Genomic DNA, 19,029 nt, shown 5'->3' on the forward strand with positions numbered 1-19,029 from the left:
ACTATACTTCCACATTTAAAAGCTGTTTTACTTTAGTGGTAAAGCTGCTTTTACTTTTCTCCTGCATTGCTTCCAGTGAAAGAGTTTAAAACATACTTCTCTCTACTTCCCAATAGCCACTAAATCCTGTACTGGCCTGCGTTCCTCTCCTTTATTTCCGGTGCCAGTGGCTAAACTATAGCAGTAAGTAGAGAAGCAGCCGAACGGTTTATTTCAAAATTTTGAACCTTAACACAAGACACCAGCCCGTTCACATAGTAATCCAATTTATTGTTCTTAGTCTTATAGTTTATAGGTAAATTAGGTAGTACACTTTACATGCGCTATCCACCAAAACCTTACAACTATGAAAATTTATTTATTGATCTCTTCTCTCCTGTTCTTTTCTTTCCTGATACTTTCCACACCACGCTTAAAGGATCTGCCTGAAAAAGGCACGAAGCCCGCAGTTACCTCTTCAGTTCTGCAAGGCAACCAGGAACAAATCAAGCTTGGGGAACGCCTGGTAATGATCGCAGCCTGCCACGATTGCCATACGCCTAAAAAAATGACGGACAAAGGGCCGGTGATAGACTACTCCCGCGCCTTATCAGGGCACCCTGCCGATATGCCCCCTCCGGATGTGAACCGCAAAGAGGTAGAGCAGAAAGGCCTGGCCGTAACCAATACACTGACTGCCTGGGTTGGACCCTGGGGAATTTCGTATGCGGCTAACCTAACATCAGACGCTACCGGTATCGGCAACTGGACTGAAAAGCAGTTCTTCACAGCCATTCGCCAGGGCAAGTACAAAGGCCTGGAAAATTCGCGGTCGCTGCTGCCTCCTATGCCCTGGGATATGTACAGGAACATGACGGACGAAGAGCTGAAAGCCATTTTCGCTTACCTCAAATCTACCAAGCCCATCCGGAATATTGTTCCCGCCGCACAACCTCCGGTAACTGCCGCACACGGTAAGTAAAACTATAGTTTGTTTGGATAAACCAGGTAAAGCCTGCTATTCAGGTTGTCTATAGTGCATCATATTAGCCAATTGGACCTTGCTTGGATTTGTAACACCAAATAAGGAGTCTGCCAATTTGAGGAACTATAGCTGCAACTATAGCTTAACTCTGGATATGAGTTAATATGTCAGTAATCGTCCGCAGGCAATCATTATCACCCACACAACTATAGAACACAGGGCTACAGTTCTGGCGGAGCGGGGTATGTAGTCGTGTTCCCACTTTGGTGATGAAGGAGCAAGAAACCGATGAAAGAATCCAGCATTTAAAGCACCCACTATCAGTATGATGAGCTTTATGTAGAAAACAGGATCGTTTACCAGGGCCACTGCGTTGGTGCTAAACAGAGGCAATCCGGAAGGAATGATCAGGTATAAGCCTTTTCCGGACCACGGAAGCAGATATTGCCCCAGGGCCGGGACAGGCAGCTTTCAGGAAAAGCCCAGCAAGCGCAGATCGATCAGGAAAGCTGCACCCACCAACAGCACAATGCCCAGAATATACACAATCTCCAGTAAAGGGTAAAGCCAGCAAGATTGCCGGATAAGGTTGGCCAACGCAGAGTCCTCCACCCCTTGCACTATTGCGGCCAGAGTACCTGTCACGGTTACCGTAACTCTATATTTTATCGCCTACATATGTCCGTTCTGCTCCCATCTCATCTTTTACTTCTTTAGGCAGATACCCTACTACCCGCACCGAATCGCCGGGCTGGCAGGCTATAGTTTCGCCGTACAAACTTTACCCCTATCCCCCGGAAAAAAACGTATAGTGCTTAGCCGTTTCAGAGGTGCCTGCGGCTGGCTGGTTCAGGATCAGAGAAATATACAGCGTATGACGAAAGAGTATTTATATGAGTACAACAGCATCCTGATTGTGGTCATTTTGTTTGTATTAATTCTGCTTGCCCAGGAAGCGGGCTACCGGCTCGGCCGCCATCACCAGCGCAAAACCGATAAAGATGTAAAAGCGCAGACCAATACCATACAGGCCGGCACGCTGGGTTTGCTGGCGCTTATACTTGGCTTTGCCTTCAGCATGTCGTTGCAAACGTATAACAACCGCAGCGAAGCTGTTATAAATGAAGCCAATGCCATCGCCACAGCCCTTATGCGTACGCACCTGCTCCCTTCCCCTTACGATTCGCTTACCCGCTCCCAACTGCAGAAATACATCGACCTGCGGCTGGCCATCAGTAACACGAATTATGCTATGGTACAGGAACAGGAGGCACTTGCCGACAAAACCGAAGCATTGCAGCGCAGCATCTGGGACCAAGCTGTGCAGGCAGCACGCATAGACCCGAACCCGGTAACCACGGGCTATTTTATCACGGCGCTGAACAGTGTTGTAGTTGCCCATAACGAGCGCAACGCCTTGCTGGCGATGCATGTGCCGGAAGTAATTCTGTACCTGCTGTTCATTGTGTTTATCATGTCGGGAGCCCTGATCGGATATGGAAGCGGACTAGGCCAGCGGCGCATCAATCTGCCATCCGCTTTGCTGAGTTTTATGATCTGCCTGGTTGTTTTCATCATCATCGACCTGGACCGACCCATGCGTGGCATCGTAAAAGTAGACCAGCACAGCCTGGAGCGTCTTAAAAAAGATTAAGCGTCTTCATCGAAACCGCTCGACGGGTACCCCTTTATTTCACGCAGTTTCTCATGCTCCTGCTGTAAGAATAACTATTCTGAGAGAGTTTACTGATCAGGAATATGTAGAAGCCTGGATATATTTCCGTTGATTTCTGTTGACCTGGAAATGAAACTATAGAATCGTTTTAGAGCAAACTTCCTTTCACGGGTAGCAATTACTCCACTCACCCGATTTTGCATTACATCGACCAATAAAAACTTGGCATAGTTAAACTTTTGAGACCTATATTCATATATAGTACCTATGTAAAGCTGATCCTGTTCAGGCAACACCAATGCTAATTTACCTCGCAAGTTCCGGCCGGAACCAGTTGAGGTCTAATCTCTGGCAGGACATCCGGACGCGTTTCACCAAAAGTTTATATTATGAAATACCTAAAACAAATCTTACCAGTCACACTACTGGCAACAGCAGCATTCTCGTGCCAGGATCAGCTAGAAGACACACAAATGGATGCACAGCCTTTGGCAGCGTCCACCGAAAACCTGATGCAGGCAGAACTACGGCATGGTAACTATGCCGTACTGAAAGCGGAGTATATTACTGCCGGCGAAGACAACACACTGGGCAACGTGGTATACTTCAATAATCGCGGAAACAAGCAACTGGATGCACATTTTCTGCAGGAATACAGCGAGGACGGGACAACAGCCATAACGTATTATGTAGATAATAACCGGCCATCGCTGGATGTTTCTGCTGCCATTTCGGAAGCAGCTATCGACAGAGCCATGAGCACCTGGGATGCATCTACCTGCTCTTCGCTGGATATAACCAAAATAGCTTCGGATGGCAGAGCAACTGGTTTTGTTGCGGCTTTGCTTGGCTTAAGAGGTAGCTATAACTACGTAGCCGATATAGTGCATGCCGGCTGGTTACCTGCCGCCTTCTTTAACGCAATTGCACCAAACGGAGCACAATCTATACTCGGTGTAACCTTTACTATTATTTACCTGGATGAAAACGGAAACGAATCCGATATTGACGGTAACGGTAAAGCAGACGTGGCGTTCAGAGAGATTTATTACAACGATAGATTTTTATGGAACGACGGAAGCACTTATGATATAGAGACAATTGCCCTGCACGAAGCAGGCCACGGATTGAGCCAGGGGCATTTCGGCAAAGCTTTCGCAACGGTGAGCAACAACAAACTGCATTTCTCTCCACGCTCTGTCATGAATGCGGCCTATTCGGGTGTGCAGACAACAATTACGGCAACCGATAATGGCGGCCACTGCAGCATCTGGGCCAGCTGGAAATAGAGAAGATAATCTAAACCACTAAAAAGGTAGTGCCTCCTTGCTTAACGGAGGCACTACCTTTTCTGTTCTATACACTGTTCACTTTCTGGTTCAGGCGCCAAGTCAGGTATCAGAAATTACTGTGCTTTGGAAGGCATAAGGCTGACCAGGTCTTGTATGGCTACCTCCAGGTTGCCTTGTGCCAGTAAGCGCAGAGAAAGTCCGTCTGGTTTTGGAGTGATGTCCTGCACTGTAACTGTTTCTACAGTTCCTTTCAGTTTCAATCCTTTCAGCTCTAAACCCTGACCCAGCTGGCTGTTTACTTTTTCCATTTCTGCCGCAATTATTGCGCTCAGGTCTATTCTGGCCTTTTCGATGATCTGGTTATAGGCAACTTTATTCACTAGTACCTGCAGTGCCGTGTTGTAAAAACCACTTGATGTAGCAGACTCCATGGAGAAATGCTGCACATAAAGCTGCTGGGTAGCATTGTCGTAAGCCAGCGCCACCGAGGCGTAAAGATCCACCTGATCCCGTTTGAGCACCGTGCGCAGTATGCTCAGTTGCACCCGTAACAGGAGGTTATAGCTGCCGGCACTGCTCCCCGCTATCCCCACGTCCAGCACCTGCGCGTAAGGGTTTGCTGCAACGCCTTCTTCAGGCTTGGGAATGTACATCCCGATAAGCTGCTGTTTCAGCACATGCTCCAGGGCGGAATAAGAAACCGTGATGGGTATATTCAGTTGTAAAGTATTTTCCATAGAATTTGTTTAGAGGAGACCGGAAAGTATCAACGGTCGGTATAATACGGTATCGAAGAGAGGTGCCCGTTTAAAGAATTTGAGCGAAGCCTGTTCTCCAGGTTTAAAGATGCTATAAAGGTAAGCACAGATGAATGGCAGGGCAAATCAAAACAGCAAGAAATGCTTTCCTTACATTTTCCGGATCGTAAGCTCATACTCCAGTTCGGGTCTATAGTTTATAATTCTCCGGCTTTACGCAGGCATCCCGTATGCTGGTTATATTTATTGTAAGTAGCACTGTTCTTTTGCTGTATTGCGTATCCTTATGAATCAGGTCTTCAGCTCCTCTTCCCTGCCCAACTATAGTTCACAACATCTAAAATTGCGAATACACCTATAGTGCATAGCCGTATAATGCTTATCTTTACTTAAAGTCAGCAAAACCTGATCATGAATTACACTACTTCTTTACTGCAACTATACCTGTAAGCCTCCGGGGCTGCGGAAATCCTGTATGGCACAAACTATAGTTTCTGCCTTTCATTTTCTGCGCTCTATTCTGCAGTCCCCTTCCTGTTGCAAACTATAGTTTAAGTCCTTAAGCCGCTGTGTCCTGTATTTAACTTTCAGGCAGGCGCAACTATAGTTTCATTGCCTTAACAAGCAAGAGAAACGGAGGACGATTTTCTGAACACTAAAGAATGTAATCATGAAAGAAGATATAAATCCAAAAGCACCGGCCACACCGGAAGCAATTTGTGCGATGGCCGCCACGCATCAACTATACCTGCAACCCGACTCCTTTGAGTACAACGAAACCGGCCTTGATTTCCAGGTGATCCATGCAAAAGACACCAACAACCAGGACTGGATACTGCGCGTGCCAAGACGAGCCGATGTGTTGCCTCGCGCCCGAAACGAACAAAAAGTACTGACTTTGCTGAAGGATATGCAGGCCTTTTCGGTACCCGACTGGCAGCTATTTGAACCGGAACTGATCACTTATCCGCGACTTGAAGGCACTCCGGTAGCTAACATCGATATGGAACAGAAATGCTATATCTGGAACCTGGACCACGAGAACCTGCCCGAAACATTCATCGCATCACTTGGCAAAGCCATCGCTGCCTTACACGCTACTAATACAGCAATTGCACAGCAGTGCGGGCTAAAAATCAGCGAACCAAAGCTGGTACGGGAGAACCTGAAGCTGCAGATGCAGCGCATTAAGCGGGAAATAGGCGTAGCCGAAGAACTGTGGCAACAATGGCAAGCCTGGCTACATGACGACAGCTACTGGCCAGCCCACTCCTGCCTTGTGCACGGCGATCTGCAGGCTGCCCATATTCTTACCGACAATACAGGTACAGTTAACGGCCTGCTCGACTGGACTGAAGCCGAAGTAAGCGACCCGGCCATTGATTTTGTGGCCCTGCTGGCAGCATTCGGGGAGCAAACTACAAAAACAGTATTGGAAGCCTATGAGCAGGCTGGCGGTAAAGTGTGGCCTCGTATGCTGGAACACATACAGCAGCGTCATGCATCCTACGGGGTAAACATTGGCTTGTTTGTCCTGGAATCAGGTACCGATGTGTATCTGCCTATGGCAAAAGAAGCTCTTGGTATCAGCAGCTAAACTTTGCTGAACTATAATGACAAAGGCGTAGGGAGTAAACCTGCGCCTTTGTATTAAAGCATCTACAACTATAGTGCTCTTTTTGCCGATATAGGTAAACTATAGTTTCTTACTTAACAGCTTTATATTCCAGGAAGTAGTTATAGTTTACCTTTGTGCCTTTCTTGCGGGCCATGATCGCTACATCGCCGTCTACTGGGCGCAGCTGTAGCATATGCACATTTCCTTTCGGCTCGAAGTGATGCCAGTTCTTACCGTTTTTCAGGATCAGCTCTACATCATCGGCAGCTTTAATGGCAAATGTATAGTTGCGGCCCGGTGTTAGTCTGCCTTCCAGGGGCACATCAGCCAGTTGTACATCCAGGTCCGATTTCCAGGTTTTGGGCAGCGATTTTAACTTGCCTTTCAACAGATTATACAGCACATCGGCACCGTTTGCGCCCAACCTGAATATCGAAGCTTCTACAAAAGCCAATTGCTCATACTGGGCCAGCGTAATTGGTTTCGGAATAAACTGATACTCCGGCTTTACAGGAAGGTGGCTGAACAAAAAAGCGTGTGGCTCTACATCAAACCAGTAAGGATCGTAGCGGTAAATGGTTTTCAGCTTGCCGTTTGCTGTGGTTGCGCTCCCTGCGGCCCAGGTCGGGTCTAACAGCATCCAGCGGTCGTTCAGGCGCACGGCGTTCCAGGCGTGGTTTGTTCTCGGAAAGCGTTTGCCTGGCGCATATCCGTACCCTTTGGCATAGCCGCTCACTTTTACTACGTCCAGTCCCATTTCCTCGCCTAATGCCTGAAAGAGCCGGGCGTACCCATCACAAACAGCACGTCTGTACTTCAGCACAGCTTCAGGCGATGCATCCATTACCTTTCCGGTATTAAAGCCATTATCGTCGTAGCGGATATTTTTTGCGATCCAGGCAAAGATCACGCGTGCTTTCTCATAATCGGTTGCAGCGGCCTTGCTCAGGTAGGCTGCCAATTGCGGTACACTGGTTGTATACCGCGGGTCAGTTTTATGCGCAAACTGGTCCAGTTGTTGCATCCGGCTATTATCGGGGAGGCTATTACCAGCCATAGCCGGCTGTATCGCAACTATAGAACAGGCAATTATAAAGATGCTGAACTGCCGCCTGGCAAGGTGAAGAAGGGCTTGAAACATGTACTTACGAAAGCATTTATCCGGTAAAAGAAAATCATACGCTATCTGGTTCCTTTACAACGTTTGAAAACCACCCGGCAGTATAGGAGTATACAAAAGGATGTTTCTGAAAATACCGGAAAAATTAAAATGCATAATTTACAGCAGCTCTGTATAACTAAAGTAAGGGATAAAAGCACGATTCGGGGTTTATGGTGAATGCAGGAAACTATAGGCATTTGCCTGAGGTTACACAAAAAACTATAGTAGCATATGAAACAATACAGCAGGTGGTATCACCCATACGATATTGACGAAAAATACAATAAACGTGTCGCTTACTTCAGTATGGAGTATGGCATAGACCAGCCTCTGAAAATATATTCTGGCGGGCTCGGTTTTCTGGCTGGCTCGCATATGCGCAGTGCACACGACCTGCGGCAGAACATGATTGGTATCGGAATGCTGTGGAAATACGGCTATTACGACCAGGTACGTAACGACGACCAGACCATGCGTTCGCAGTTCAGTGAGAAACACTATACTTTTCTGGAAGAAACAGACATTACCGTAACAGTTTCAGTAAACAACCACCCGGTAAAAGTAAAAGCCCTGGTACTGAAGCCCGAAGTTTTTGGCACGGTGCCCATGTATTTCCTGACCACAGATATCCCGGAAAATGATTACCTGGCACGCACCATTACCCACCGTTTGTACGACCCTGAAGAAAGTACCCGTATTGCGCAAAGTATTGTGCTGGGCATTGGTGGCGGCAAAGTAGTAGAGGCCCTGGGCGGTGCCGACCTTTACCATTTGAATGAAGGACATGCCCTGCCACTTGCTTTCTGGCTGCTGGAAAAATACCGTAGCGTAGAACAAGTGCGTGAGCACATGGTATTCACGACACACACACCCGAAAAAGCAGGAAACGAAGAGCACGACATCCATTTTCTGGATCGGATGAGCTTTTTCAATGGCACACCTCTGGAAGAAGTACGTCGTTTAACCCGTATAGAAGGCCACCTGTTTAACCATACGCTTGCTGCCCTGCGCCTATCAAAGGTATCGAACGGAGTATCGAAGCTGCATGGCGAAGTAGCCAAGCAAATGTGGCACGAAAACGAAGGCATCTGCGAGATCATTTCCATTACCAACGCACAGCACGCCCATTACTGGACCGACGATGACCTGTGGGATGCCCTGCAGTCGGGCAACGATCAGGCTCTGCTGCAGCGCAAAAAACAGATGAAGCACTTGTTGTTCCGGATCGTAGCCGACCAGACCGGAAAACTGTTTAATCCGGAGGTACTGACTATAGTTTGGGCCCGCCGCTTTGCCGCCTATAAGCGCGCAGACCTGTTGTCGCATGACCTGGAACGTTTCCTGGAGATTGTAAATAATTCTGAACACCCGGTGCAGGTAATTTGGGCAGGTAAACCTTACCCGTTCGATGAAGGCGCCGTGAGTACATTCAACAAACTGGTTAAGCTATCTATCAAGCAGCCAAACGTGGCAGTTCTTACAGGTTACGAAATGGAGCTATCGCGCAAGCTGAAACAGGGCTCTGATGTGTGGCTGAACACACCGCGTCGTCCGCGTGAAGCCTCTGGTACAAGTGGTATGACGGCTGCCATGAACGGTTCTGTTAACTTTTCGGTGCAGGATGGCTGGCTACCGGAGTTCTCCCGCCACGGCGAAAACAGCTTTATTCTACCAATTGTAGACACAACACTTCCGACTCATCACCAGGATACAGAAGATCACAAAAACCTCCTTCACATACTGGAGAACGATATTATTCCAACCTACTACTATAATCACGACCGCTGGGTAAGAATCATGAAGCAGGGTATGTACGATGTACTTCCTTTCTTCGGGTCTGACCGCATGGCGCACGAGTATTACGAGAAGCTGTATAATTACTAATAGCATATAGATAGTGTATCCAAAAGCCCGTTCACAAAAGAGCGGGCTTTTTGTTTTTGGACCAGTGATTGATTATCTGATCCGAGATTAAAGGGTTTACCTCACCCCAGCCCTCTCCTTTTATCGAGGGCCCCTACCTCCAAAACAGGAGAGGGAGTTTTTAACCGTTTCTAGTTAGGGCTATAGTTCTATAGTTACTTTTATCAAACCACCCCTGCCCCTCCTTATCTAAGGAGGGGAACCCTGACATTGCTATTGCTTAACTATAGTTCTATAGTTGGCGTGAGTCATCCCCCTACCCCCTTCAAAGGGGGACTTCAACTACTGCTACAGTTCGAACTATAGTTCTATAGTTACAGACTACGAGCAGGCAGGCGCAGCCTGTCCCACGGAACTACTACCGCGGAAAGGCTACGAGCTATAGTTGATCAATTAAACTATAGCTGTAGCTATCGAAGTGATCACAGTCTTTGGGTTGAGCGCCTTGTAGATTTCTGGTGCCGCCAGGCATTGCGAGGTACGAGGATAGCAAGAAGGCAGCAGCGCGATGCCCGAAGACGGGGCCTCGCGGCCGTGAGCGCACCAAAGCAACTATGGCAAAGATAGGCAGGTAGAGCTCCCAGGATCAGAAGTAACTATAGCACGAACTGCTTGTGTCAATTCAGCTACTAGAATTGGCTATAAGACAAATAAGATCCTTCACAGCTACGCTGGCTCTTTTCGACTCTCGTCTCAAGAATGCTCAGGATGACAAAGAAGCAACTATAGGACAAAAAGATTCGACTCTGCTCAGAATAACAAACGATATTCCTTATGAACCCTTTTATCTCATACTACAATCATCAAACCCACTACCCTTCTATAATTCCAGTAGAAATGAGTTCTTCGCGAAAGTCTCTAAAAACTTCTGCCAGTTTTACGGGGGGAAAATGCGCATTAAGGCCGCTGGGATTGGGTAGCACCCAAACTATAGTATCGGCCAACAGTTCAGGTTGCCTGCCTAATGTAGTTTTGGGTTGGCTGAAAGCAGTACGGTAAGCAGATATACCCAGCACAGCCAGTACCTTTGGCCTAAAAACCTGCAGCTTACGTAGGAGTCGTTTCCCACCTTCATGCAGTTCTTCTTTTTCAAGCTCATCTGCAGTGGCAGTAGCTCTGTCGACCAGGTTTGTGATGCCGTAACCAAGAGAGATCAGTTCCAGTTCCTGATCGGGAGAGAACAAAACAGGTGTGAAACCGGAACGATGGAGCGTAGGCCAGAACCTGTTGCCCGGTCGTGCAAAATGGTGCCCGGTTGCTGCAGAATACAAGCCGGTATTTATCCCGCAGAAAAGCACATCCAGTTCTGGCGAGATCACATCGCTGATGGTTGTATTGCGGGCTGCGGCCAGGTCGGCTTTTGTGGGTTTTATCATACTGAATATGCAGGTTAAATGTAATCAACACACGCTGAAAGTGAGTTACGCAACTTAAACCAAATGTATATCTACAGCAAGTACAGGTTCACAGGTTTAACACGGGGCGTAACTATAGTGCTTAAGATTAACCTTCTCCTACAGAAGCCGTACTTAGTGAAATTCAAATATAGCTGGAAGCTATAGTTTACATACTGCTGTTTGCATGCAAAAATGCGGAAAGCTATGGGTAAAACCGGCAAAAACGTAGTTACATAACCAAGAAGACTGTGGATAGTATAGTTCTACAAAGGATCATCGCATTTCTGGAAAAACTACTTGCAACGCAAGCTACTCCTGAGGCGCTCAACTGGCTTCTGGAGAAAAAACAGTTGGTACAGGCATCTGAAACCGGCAAGGAACTATACTTACCCTTTAGTGCTACCCCGCGTTATGTGGGCAAAGCACCATTAAATTCAACTTTAGAAGAACTGGAGCAGGCAAATCAGCTCCGCAAAGGTTTTAACCCCGGCAACTGGACCACCGACCAAATAGCCAGAACGATACTGCTGCTGTGCCTGCCTTCGGAAAATGCCGATAACTACAGCAAAACGATACTAAAGCTTTTTGGCAATGCCGATATGGGCGAACTGGTAGCTTTATACGCAGCATTGCCACTGCTGCCGCACCCCGAGAAGTTTGTATACCAGGCCACCGAAGGCATCCGGACGAACATGGGAAACGTGTACGAAGCCATCGCGCTGAACAACCCTTACCCTGCCGAAAATTTCACAGAAGCCGCTTGGAACCAGATGGTGCTGAAAACGATCTTCACGGGTAAATCGCTGAACAAAATTTACGGATTAGATGAGCGCAGCAACCCAGAACTGGCACGTATGCTATCGGATTACGCACATGAGCGCTGGGCTGCCGGCCGCACCGTAACACCCGAACTATGGCGCCCGGTGGGTCCGCACATCAACCAAACTATAGTTTCAGATATCAAACGGATTTTTACCAGCGAGAATGAGGTTGAACAGGAAGCCGCTGCCCTGGCTTGTTCACAAAGTAACTACCCTGAAGCACAGGCGCTTTTAGAAGAACACCCGCTACTGAAGCACAAGATCGCAGAAGGTCAGCTCGACTGGAGCCAGATTAGCCAGAAAGCTATCATGGCCTAAGACCCAACTATAACATTTCACCCCGAACCAAACCCTTTACGCTAATGAACCATCTCAACATGAAATTTATTGATCCGCACATTCACATGACATCCCGCACTACCGACGACTATGCGGCTATGCAGCAAGCCGGTATTGTGGCGATTATTGAACCTGCTTTCTGGCTGGGTCAGCCCCGCACAGAACTGGGCTCTTTTAAAGATTACTACAGCAGCCTGATCGGTTGGGAACGTTTCCGGGCGAGCCAGTTTGGGATAAAGCATTACTGCACCATCGGGCTTAACTCTAAAGAAGCAAACAACGAAGCGCTGGCTGAAGAAGTGATGGACCTGCTGCCGCTATTCATTTGCAAAGAAGGTGTGGTTGGCGTTGGCGAAATTGGGTATGACGACCAGACCGCTGCCGAAGACAAATACTATAGATTACAATTGGACCTGGCCAGAGAAGCCAACCTGCCGGTACAGATACACACCCCGCACCGCGATAAAAAAGCAGGAACAATACGCAGCATGGATGTAGCCTTAGAACATAGGCTTGATCCGGGCATGGTGATCGTGGACCACAACAACGAAGAAACCGTGCGCGATGTGCTGGACCGTGGTTTTTGGGCGGCTTTTACCATTTACCCGAACACCAAAATGGGTAACGAACGCATGGTTGAAATAGTGAAGCAGTATGGTTCTGAGCGCATAATTGTGAACAGCGCCGCCGACTGGGGTATCAGCGATCCGTTGGCTGTTCCTAAAACAGCCGCCCTGATGCTGGAGCGCGGCATCAGCATAGATGATATTCACAAAGTCTGTTACCAGAATGCCTTGGATTCATTTGGGCAGAGCGGGCAGATGAAAGAAAGCGACTGGCTGGATAATACGACAGTAGACCAAAGCGAGAAATTGTTCAATAACTCCATTCTTCGAGGTGGCCAGACGCCAACTATAGGCGAACTGAAAACCAACCCGCTTTTCGAATCCAACATTATCCGCTAAATGACTACACTCGGAGCTTACATACGCCTGATGCGGCCTGCCAACATTGTAACTGCTATTGCGGATATCCTGCTGGGTTTTGCGGCATCAGGTGCTTTGCTGGTATTAAGTCAACAAGCTGAAGGCAGTTATTTTATACACCTCCAACCGTTGGCCTGGCTTGTATTATCAACTATAGGTCTGTATGGCGGTGGCGTGGTATTTAACGATGTGTTTGATGCTGATTTAGATCGTATTGAGCGGCCTGAACGCCCCATCCCGAGCCGCAAAGCAACTATAGCCGGCGCATCAGTACTTGGTGGCACCTTACTAACTATAGGTATAGCGGCAGCGCTGCAGGTATCTATAGTTAGCGCAACTATAGCTTTTGCTGTAGCCTGTCTGGCCCTGCTCTACGACTGGAAAGGCAAACACCACCCGGTGCTCGGCCCGATTAACATGGGCAGCTGTCGTGGAGGTAACCTGCTGCTGGGCGTAAGTGCTATACCAGCAGCCCTGGAACAACTATGGTTCATTGCTTTTATCCCGATCATTTACATCTCGGCTATTACCATGATCAGTCGTGGGGAAGTGAACGGGGGTAGCACAAAGGCTTTGAAAGGCGCTGTGGCGTTGTACCTGGTGGTTTTTGCCGGTATTGCAAGCCTGGCGCTGTTACCGCAGTTTTCGTTGTGGTATAGTTTACCATTTCTGGCGCTGTTCGCTTACCTGGTATTTCCGCCCCTGTTTAAAGCTATGCCGTCGCCGGAGCCGCAGTTTATTATGCGTGCCGTTAAGGCCGGCATTCTGGCCCTGATCGTGATGAACGCTAGCATAGCAGCCGGTTTTGCCGGTTGGCAGTATGGGCTGGCGATGCTCCTGTTGTTACCTGTATCCATGTTTATGGCAAAACGTTTTGCTGTAACCTGAACTATAGCTTAGGCCTATGAGACCAATTATACAATCTTTTGCTGTACAGTTTAACTACGGCGTGTATTTTACAGAAGACCTTTTTCAGCAGGAAAACACCCTGCTGCGCGATGTGGTACAACAAGCTGCTACATCACAGGCAAAGCTGTTTTTTGTAATAGACAGTGGTGTAGCCGATGCAGACCCGTTTCTGGTACACGCCATCCAGGACTATTGTACCGAGCATGCTGATGCCCTTAACTTGGTGGCAGAACCAATGATTATACCGGGCGGCGAAGCTTGTAAAAACGACCCTAACGTATTGCAAAAGCTGCTAGAATATATAAATCAATTCGGTGTTTGCCGTCATTCTTACCTGGTAGCTATTGGCGGAGGCGCTGTGCTGGATCTGGCAGGTTTTGCGGCAGCTATTGCGCATCGTGGCATTCGTCATATCCGCATCCCCACTACCGTTTTATCTCAGAACGATTCTGGAGTTGGCGTGAAAAACAGCATGAACGCTTTTGGGAAAAAGAACTTCTTGGGCACGTTTGCGCCTCCGGTTGCCGTGATTAACGACAGTAGTTTCCTGCATACCTTGGACGACCGCGACTGGCGAAGCGGCATTTCCGAAGCCATTAAAGTAGCGCTTATTAAAGATGTCGACTTCTACGACAGCATTAAAGCAGATGCCAGCCTGTTGAACCGAAGAGACATGCGTGTTATGAACCGCCTGATCCACCGCTGCGCCGAAATGCACGTGGAGCACATTGGCGGCGGCGACCCGTTTGAGTTTGGCTCGTCGCGCCCACTGGACTTTGGCCACTGGGCTGCCCATAAGCTGGAACAGCTCAGCAACTATAGTTTGCGCCACGGCGAAGCAGTAGCCATCGGCATTGCCCTGGATGTAGTGTATTCTAAACTAGCCGGCATGCTATCTGAGTGTGCCTGTACCGATATCCTGAACCTGCTCCACAAGCTTGGCTTTGACCTGTACTCCGAGCACTTGGCTGCAAAAGAAAACGGCCAACTAAGCATTTTAAGAGGCTTAACTGAGTTCAGAGAGCACTTGGGCGGGCAACTGACCATTATGCTCCTGGATAAGATAGGCCACGGCGTAGAAGTACATCACATCAATGAATCCATCGTTAACGCTGCCGTTACAGAGCTGCAGCAGTTCCATCAACAACTTTCAGCCAAACCCGAAACCGAATATGTAGTACCCTTTTAATACCCTTATGCCATGCTATTACCAAACGGCACTCACCTTACCTACTGCACCAACATACACCCCGGCGAAAACTGGGAAGATGTTTTTGCAAGCCTGAAAACATACCTGCCAAAGCTGAAGAAGCAGCTCTCCCCCGACGCTCAATTCGGCGTAGGCCTGCGCCTTTCGAACCTGGCAAGCCAGGAACTGCTGATCAGCGACAACCTGCCAGCGTTTAAAAACTGGCTGGATGCAGAAGGCCTGTATGTGTTCACGATGAACGGCTTCCCATATGGCGGATTTCATCACCAGGAAGTAAAGGATGCCGTGCATAAACCCGACTGGACCACCCAGAACCGACTGGCCTATACGATACGGCTGGCTTACATTTTGGCGGAACTGATACCGGAAGGCATGGAAGGTGGCATATCTACGTCGCCGTTATCTTACAAACCATGGCTGGGCTTCAACAAGGAGCGCTTTAAGGAAGTGTTTGAAGTATCGGCGCTGCATTTGGCAATGGTAACCGAAGAGCTTTTGTTCCTGAAAGAAAGTAAAGGCAAAACGATACATTTGGATATTGAGCCGGAGCCGGACGGGCTATTGGAGAACTCGCAGGAGGTAATCCATTTTTACCAGAAATGGCTGCTTTACATCGGCTGCAAGCGCCTGGCCTGCACAAAGGGGTTAAGTCCGGATGATGCCGTGACAGCACTGCTGAACCATATAAGAGTATGCTACGATGTGTGTCACTTTGCACTGGCTTACGAGCAACCTCACGAAGCATTTGCCAAACTACAAGCAGCTGGCATACAAATAGGCAAGATACAGTTAAGCTCAGCACTAAAAGCAGAATTACCGGAAAGCGAAGTGGCCCGAACCGAACTGGCCCGAAAACTACAGCCTTTTGCCGAATCGACGTACCTACACCAGGTGGTAGAACGTAACGGGAACGGCCAACTCCACTTTTATTCAGACCTGCCACAGGCGCTACACCATATCCAGAAACCAACAGCCCGCGAATGGCGAACGCACTTCCATGTGCCGCTTTTCACACAAAACTATAATGGCCTGCAGTCTACCCAGGATGATGTGGAAACCGTGCTGAACTATATCTCAGAGCATCCGGAACTGAGCCAACACCTGGAAGTAGAGACCTATACCTGGGAAGTGCTGCCCGAGGGCCTGAAAACCGACCTGACCACCTCTATTGCCCGCGAACTGGAGTGGGTACTGCAACAGATACAAATCAAAGAGAATGCGTAAAACCGTAGTCATAAATGTAGTGGGCCTTTCTGGCTCGCTCATCGGCGAACATACACCCTTTTTAAAACGCTGGTCGGCACAGGGCCAACAAGCAACTATACAGCCTACCATGCCAGCAGTTACCTGCTCGGCGCAAGCCACGTACCTTACCGGCAAATGGCCTGAAGAACACGGCATTGTAGGCAACGGCTGGTATTTTAAAGACGAGTGCGAGATCAAATTCTGGCGGCAGTCTAATAAACTGATGCAGGCTCCGAAACTATGGGAAGTAGCCAAAGCCATAGACTCTACCTTTACAGTGGCGAACATGTGCTGGTGGTATAACATGTATTCCAGCGCCGATTACGCCCTTACCCCACGCCCACAATACTTGGCAGATGGCCGCAAACTGCCCGACTGCTATACCCAACCTGCCGAACTTCGCGATGAGCTACAGACAAAACTGGGCACTTTCCCGCTTTTCAATTACTGGGGACCGATGACGTCTATCAAGTCCAGCCAATGGATTGCGGAAGCTTCTAAAATAACCGACGACAAGTATAACCCGACGCTTACGCTGATTTACCTGCCTCACCTGGACTATAACCTGCAGCGCTTTGGGCCTAACGATGCCCGCATTACAAAAGATTTGCAGGAAATCGATGCCGTAGTGGAAGACCTGGTAACATTTTATGAGGGCAAAGGCGCACAGGTGATCATCCTGTCAGAGTACGGCATCTCTGCTGCTGACAAACCAGTATACCTGAACCGTGTGCTTCGCCAGAAAGGTTATATTGCGGTACGTAACGAGCGCGATACAGAACTGCTGGATGCCGGCGTAAGCAAAGCCTTTGCAGTTGCCGACCACCAGGTAGCGCATATTTATGTGAATGACGCTTCCGACCTTGAATCAGTAAAAGAACTGATAGAGCAGACTACTGGCGTGCAGGAAGTGCTGGCTGGTGACGAACGCAACAAGTATAACCTGGCCCACGAGCGCTGTGGCGACCTAGTTGCCATTGCCGAAAAAGGAGCCTGGTTTACCTACTACTTCTGGCTCGATGATGCCAAAGCTCCCGACTATGCCCGCATGGTTGACATCCATAAAAAGCCTGGCTTCGACCCGGTGGAAATGTTCATCAATCCAACTATAAAATTCCCGAAGGCAGTACTTGGGGGAAAGCTATTGAAGAAGAAACTCGGCTTCAGAACCGTGATGGATGTGATACCATTAGATGCTACCTTGGTGAAAGGATCGCATGGCAGGGTGCCCGAAGACAAGGGCGAATGGCCGGTATTACTGACCAAAAACAGGAAGCTTGTATCACAGCATGAGTTACACGCCACCGATGTATTTGACATAATATTGCAACATTTGCAGGCAGAGCAACTTGTACTAAACTAAGCAAAAGAGCAACTATAAAAGTTGCTCTTTTTTATTCGTTCAGTGCGCGGCTATGCGTAGGCCTGAACAACAACCACACCACCAACCCGACTGGCCAGGAAAGTAAAGCCACCAGCAGCGCGACGAGCCACCCGGGCTTGCCACGGTTATTTGCATCGCGGTAAGCCCACACAATGCTCCAGATATAGAGCGCCAGCAACACGATCCCCAGCACAATCCCGATCAGGCCGAAGGCAGCAAAGAAGTCTTCCATGTACATTGGTGTTTCCTCCATAAAACTCAAGCTGTCATACTATAAAACGAAGGCATATTAATTTAGTTTATATCACTATTAATCAGCGTTTTTACTCAACCAACATAAACATATTCTTTATACTATAAACACTCTAAATCTTGCTTAAAAAGAACGTGAGCTATGGTTATAAAAACTTCTGAATACCCTACTTATAAAAACCCGCCTACAAATGCATCTGGCAACGCTGCCATAGGTGACATGAGCTGCACTCAAGACGCAATTATAACTTATAGCTATAGTTCACACACAAACACCAAACATATTGATAATTATATATTTAACACCATACACAAGACAATTTGTCAGTATCTCATAATTTGGCTTTAACCTATAAAAATTCGCGTATCTGGGGAAACTATAGTTTCAACCCCTTGGTAGTTGCCCGCGTAACTCTAAAGTCCTGAACCAGGAAAACAAACTTAACGAGCAAACTATGGGACTGAAGAATTTCTTAAATAAAATAAAGCATGAAGCCGAGGCATTAACCGGCGATGCTACAAAAGACAAGGCTTACACCAACCAGAACACCTACCCCAACGAAGCAGCTGCCAAAGAAGCTTTTGAGCTATCGAAGCAAAAACTGTTCGATGTAAACCGCTGGTCCGACCTACCCGGCATCAATTCTACTTTTGAACTTTTCGACGAAACTGGCAACAAGCTAAACCAGCCAGTGGACAAGACAGGCTACTACATCCGGATAGAACTACCGGGGCCGACGCCTGAAAACTGGGTGCATGTACGGGACCTGAAAGTAGAAGAGCACAGAGCCGAATTTACAGTAAACCCCAGCACCAAACCTCAGCCTGCACCCCACGAAGAAAACGAGATCAAACACTTCTTTGCCAAAGAGGCCAGCAGTACTTTCAGGGTAGAGCGAAACGGCAATACACTTATCGGGTATGAGATCGGGCGTAACGAAGCGATCAACAACCAGGGCGAAGAAGCCGGCGACCGTGCTCTGGCCAACACCCTGATTGCCGAAGGCGGCTGGGCTGGTGTGCAGAAGTTACAATGGGATAAGCTTACCGCCTACCTCGTGCATTTAGAAGAAGCAGAACCTAAGCAGAAATAA

The 19,029-nt window shown here is 48.2% G+C and carries 18 protein-coding genes; 12 read left to right on the top strand and 6 right to left on the bottom strand.

Features of this window, described 5'->3' with window-relative positions; genetic code table 11:
- Window positions 1–346 precede the first annotated feature (346 nt).
- On the top strand, window positions 347–961 hold the full coding sequence (locus GXP69_RS15705; RefSeq protein ID WP_163916044.1) for a c-type cytochrome: 615 nt from the start codon (window positions 347–349) through the stop codon (window positions 959–961).
- A 162-nt stretch (window positions 962–1,123) separates the two neighbouring features.
- On the opposite strand, the gene GXP69_RS19325 is transcribed toward GXP69_RS15705, so the two are convergent.
- Together GXP69_RS19325 and GXP69_RS19110 are read right to left on the bottom strand one after the other, a co-directional pair.
- Window positions 1,124–1,432 carry a DUF6644 family protein gene (locus GXP69_RS19325; protein ID WP_317164603.1) on the bottom strand — a complete coding sequence of 103 codons (309 nt, stop codon included), beginning with the start codon at window positions 1,430–1,432 and terminating at the stop codon, window positions 1,124–1,126.
- Window positions 1,433–1,435: 3 nt separating this feature from the next.
- Window positions 1,436–1,609, bottom strand: a complete 174-nt coding sequence (locus GXP69_RS19110) for a hypothetical protein (protein WP_235925768.1) — start codon at window positions 1,607–1,609, stop codon at window positions 1,436–1,438.
- Between the two features lie 229 nt (window positions 1,610–1,838).
- Here GXP69_RS19110 and GXP69_RS15715 point away from each other — a divergent pair, with 229 nt between their 5' ends.
- Both GXP69_RS15715 and GXP69_RS15720 read left to right on the top strand, forming a co-directional pair.
- The gene (locus GXP69_RS15715; RefSeq protein ID WP_163916046.1) at window positions 1,839–2,618 is read left to right on the top strand and encodes a bestrophin-like domain; all 780 of its coding nucleotides are present in this window, start codon (window positions 1,839–1,841) and stop codon (window positions 2,616–2,618) included.
- A gap of 410 nt (window positions 2,619–3,028) precedes the next feature.
- Window positions 3,029–3,928 carry a hypothetical protein gene (locus tag GXP69_RS15720; RefSeq protein ID WP_163916048.1) on the top strand — a complete coding sequence of 300 codons (900 nt, stop codon included), beginning with the start codon at window positions 3,029–3,031 and terminating at the stop codon, window positions 3,926–3,928.
- Window positions 3,929–4,044: 116 nt separating this feature from the next.
- On the opposite strand, the gene GXP69_RS15725 is transcribed toward GXP69_RS15720, so the two are convergent.
- Window positions 4,045–4,668, bottom strand: coding sequence for a DUF4403 family protein (locus tag GXP69_RS15725; RefSeq protein WP_163916050.1), 624 nt, complete (start codon window positions 4,666–4,668; stop codon window positions 4,045–4,047).
- A 691-nt stretch (window positions 4,669–5,359) separates the two neighbouring features.
- On the opposite strand from GXP69_RS15725, the gene GXP69_RS15730 reads away from it, so the two are divergent.
- A complete protein-coding gene (locus GXP69_RS15730; protein ID WP_163916052.1) occupies window positions 5,360–6,286 on the top strand; it encodes a macrolide 2'-phosphotransferase in 927 nt (308 codons plus the stop codon).
- A 109-nt stretch (window positions 6,287–6,395) separates the two neighbouring features.
- On the opposite strand, the gene GXP69_RS15735 is transcribed toward GXP69_RS15730, so the two are convergent.
- Entirely contained in the window at window positions 6,396–7,448 is a 1,053-nt protein-coding gene (locus tag GXP69_RS15735; protein WP_163916054.1) for a transglutaminase domain-containing protein, read from the bottom strand.
- A 252-nt stretch (window positions 7,449–7,700) separates the two neighbouring features.
- On the opposite strand from GXP69_RS15735, the gene glgP reads away from it, so the two are divergent.
- Window positions 7,701–9,353 (top strand): alpha-glucan family phosphorylase, encoded by a 1,653-nt coding sequence (glgP, locus tag GXP69_RS15740; RefSeq protein WP_163916056.1) that lies wholly within the window; start codon window positions 7,701–7,703, stop codon window positions 9,351–9,353.
- Window positions 9,354–10,204: 851 nt separating this feature from the next.
- On the opposite strand, the gene mug is transcribed toward glgP, so the two are convergent.
- Entirely contained in the window at window positions 10,205–10,768 is a 564-nt protein-coding gene (gene mug, locus GXP69_RS15745) for a G/U mismatch-specific DNA glycosylase (RefSeq protein ID WP_163916058.1), read from the bottom strand.
- Between the two features lie 269 nt (window positions 10,769–11,037).
- Between mug and GXP69_RS15750 the strand changes: the two genes are divergently transcribed.
- The 6 genes from GXP69_RS15750 to GXP69_RS15775 are packed head-to-tail and all read left to right on the top strand — an operon-like array spanning window position 11,038 to window position 17,662.
- On the top strand, window positions 11,038–11,928 hold the full coding sequence (locus GXP69_RS15750) for an EboA domain-containing protein (protein WP_163916060.1): 891 nt from the start codon (window positions 11,038–11,040) through the stop codon (window positions 11,926–11,928).
- A 59-nt stretch (window positions 11,929–11,987) separates the two neighbouring features.
- Window positions 11,988–12,914, top strand: a complete 927-nt coding sequence (locus GXP69_RS15755) for a TatD family hydrolase (protein WP_163916062.1) — start codon at window positions 11,988–11,990, stop codon at window positions 12,912–12,914.
- Complete coding sequence (gene eboC, locus GXP69_RS15760) at window positions 12,915–13,823, top strand: UbiA-like protein EboC (RefSeq protein ID WP_163916064.1); 909 nt, start codon at window positions 12,915–12,917, stop codon at window positions 13,821–13,823.
- 16 nt (window positions 13,824–13,839) lie between these two features.
- Window positions 13,840–15,033, top strand: a complete 1,194-nt coding sequence (locus GXP69_RS15765; protein WP_163916066.1) for a 3-dehydroquinate synthase — start codon at window positions 13,840–13,842, stop codon at window positions 15,031–15,033.
- 12 nt (window positions 15,034–15,045) lie between these two features.
- On the top strand, window positions 15,046–16,278 hold the full coding sequence (gene eboE / locus GXP69_RS15770; protein ID WP_163916068.1) for a metabolite traffic protein EboE: 1,233 nt from the start codon (window positions 15,046–15,048) through the stop codon (window positions 16,276–16,278).
- A complete protein-coding gene (locus tag GXP69_RS15775; protein WP_163916070.1) occupies window positions 16,271–17,662 on the top strand; it encodes an alkaline phosphatase family protein in 1,392 nt (463 codons plus the stop codon). The genes eboE and GXP69_RS15775 overlap by 8 nt, the downstream gene beginning before the upstream one ends.
- Window positions 17,663–17,693: 31 nt before the next feature.
- Here the strand turns inward: GXP69_RS15775 and GXP69_RS15780 are convergent, their stop codons facing one another.
- Entirely contained in the window at window positions 17,694–17,936 is a 243-nt protein-coding gene (locus GXP69_RS15780) for a hypothetical protein (protein ID WP_163916072.1), read from the bottom strand.
- A gap of 454 nt (window positions 17,937–18,390) precedes the next feature.
- On the opposite strand from GXP69_RS15780, the gene GXP69_RS15785 reads away from it, so the two are divergent.
- On the top strand, window positions 18,391–19,029 hold the full coding sequence (locus GXP69_RS15785) for a hypothetical protein (protein WP_163916074.1): 639 nt from the start codon (window positions 18,391–18,393) through the stop codon (window positions 19,027–19,029).

It is taken from the genome of Pontibacter burrus, from assembly GCF_010686685.1.
In the GTDB taxonomy this organism is placed as follows: Bacteria; Bacteroidota; Bacteroidia; order Cytophagales; family Hymenobacteraceae; genus Pontibacter; species Pontibacter burrus.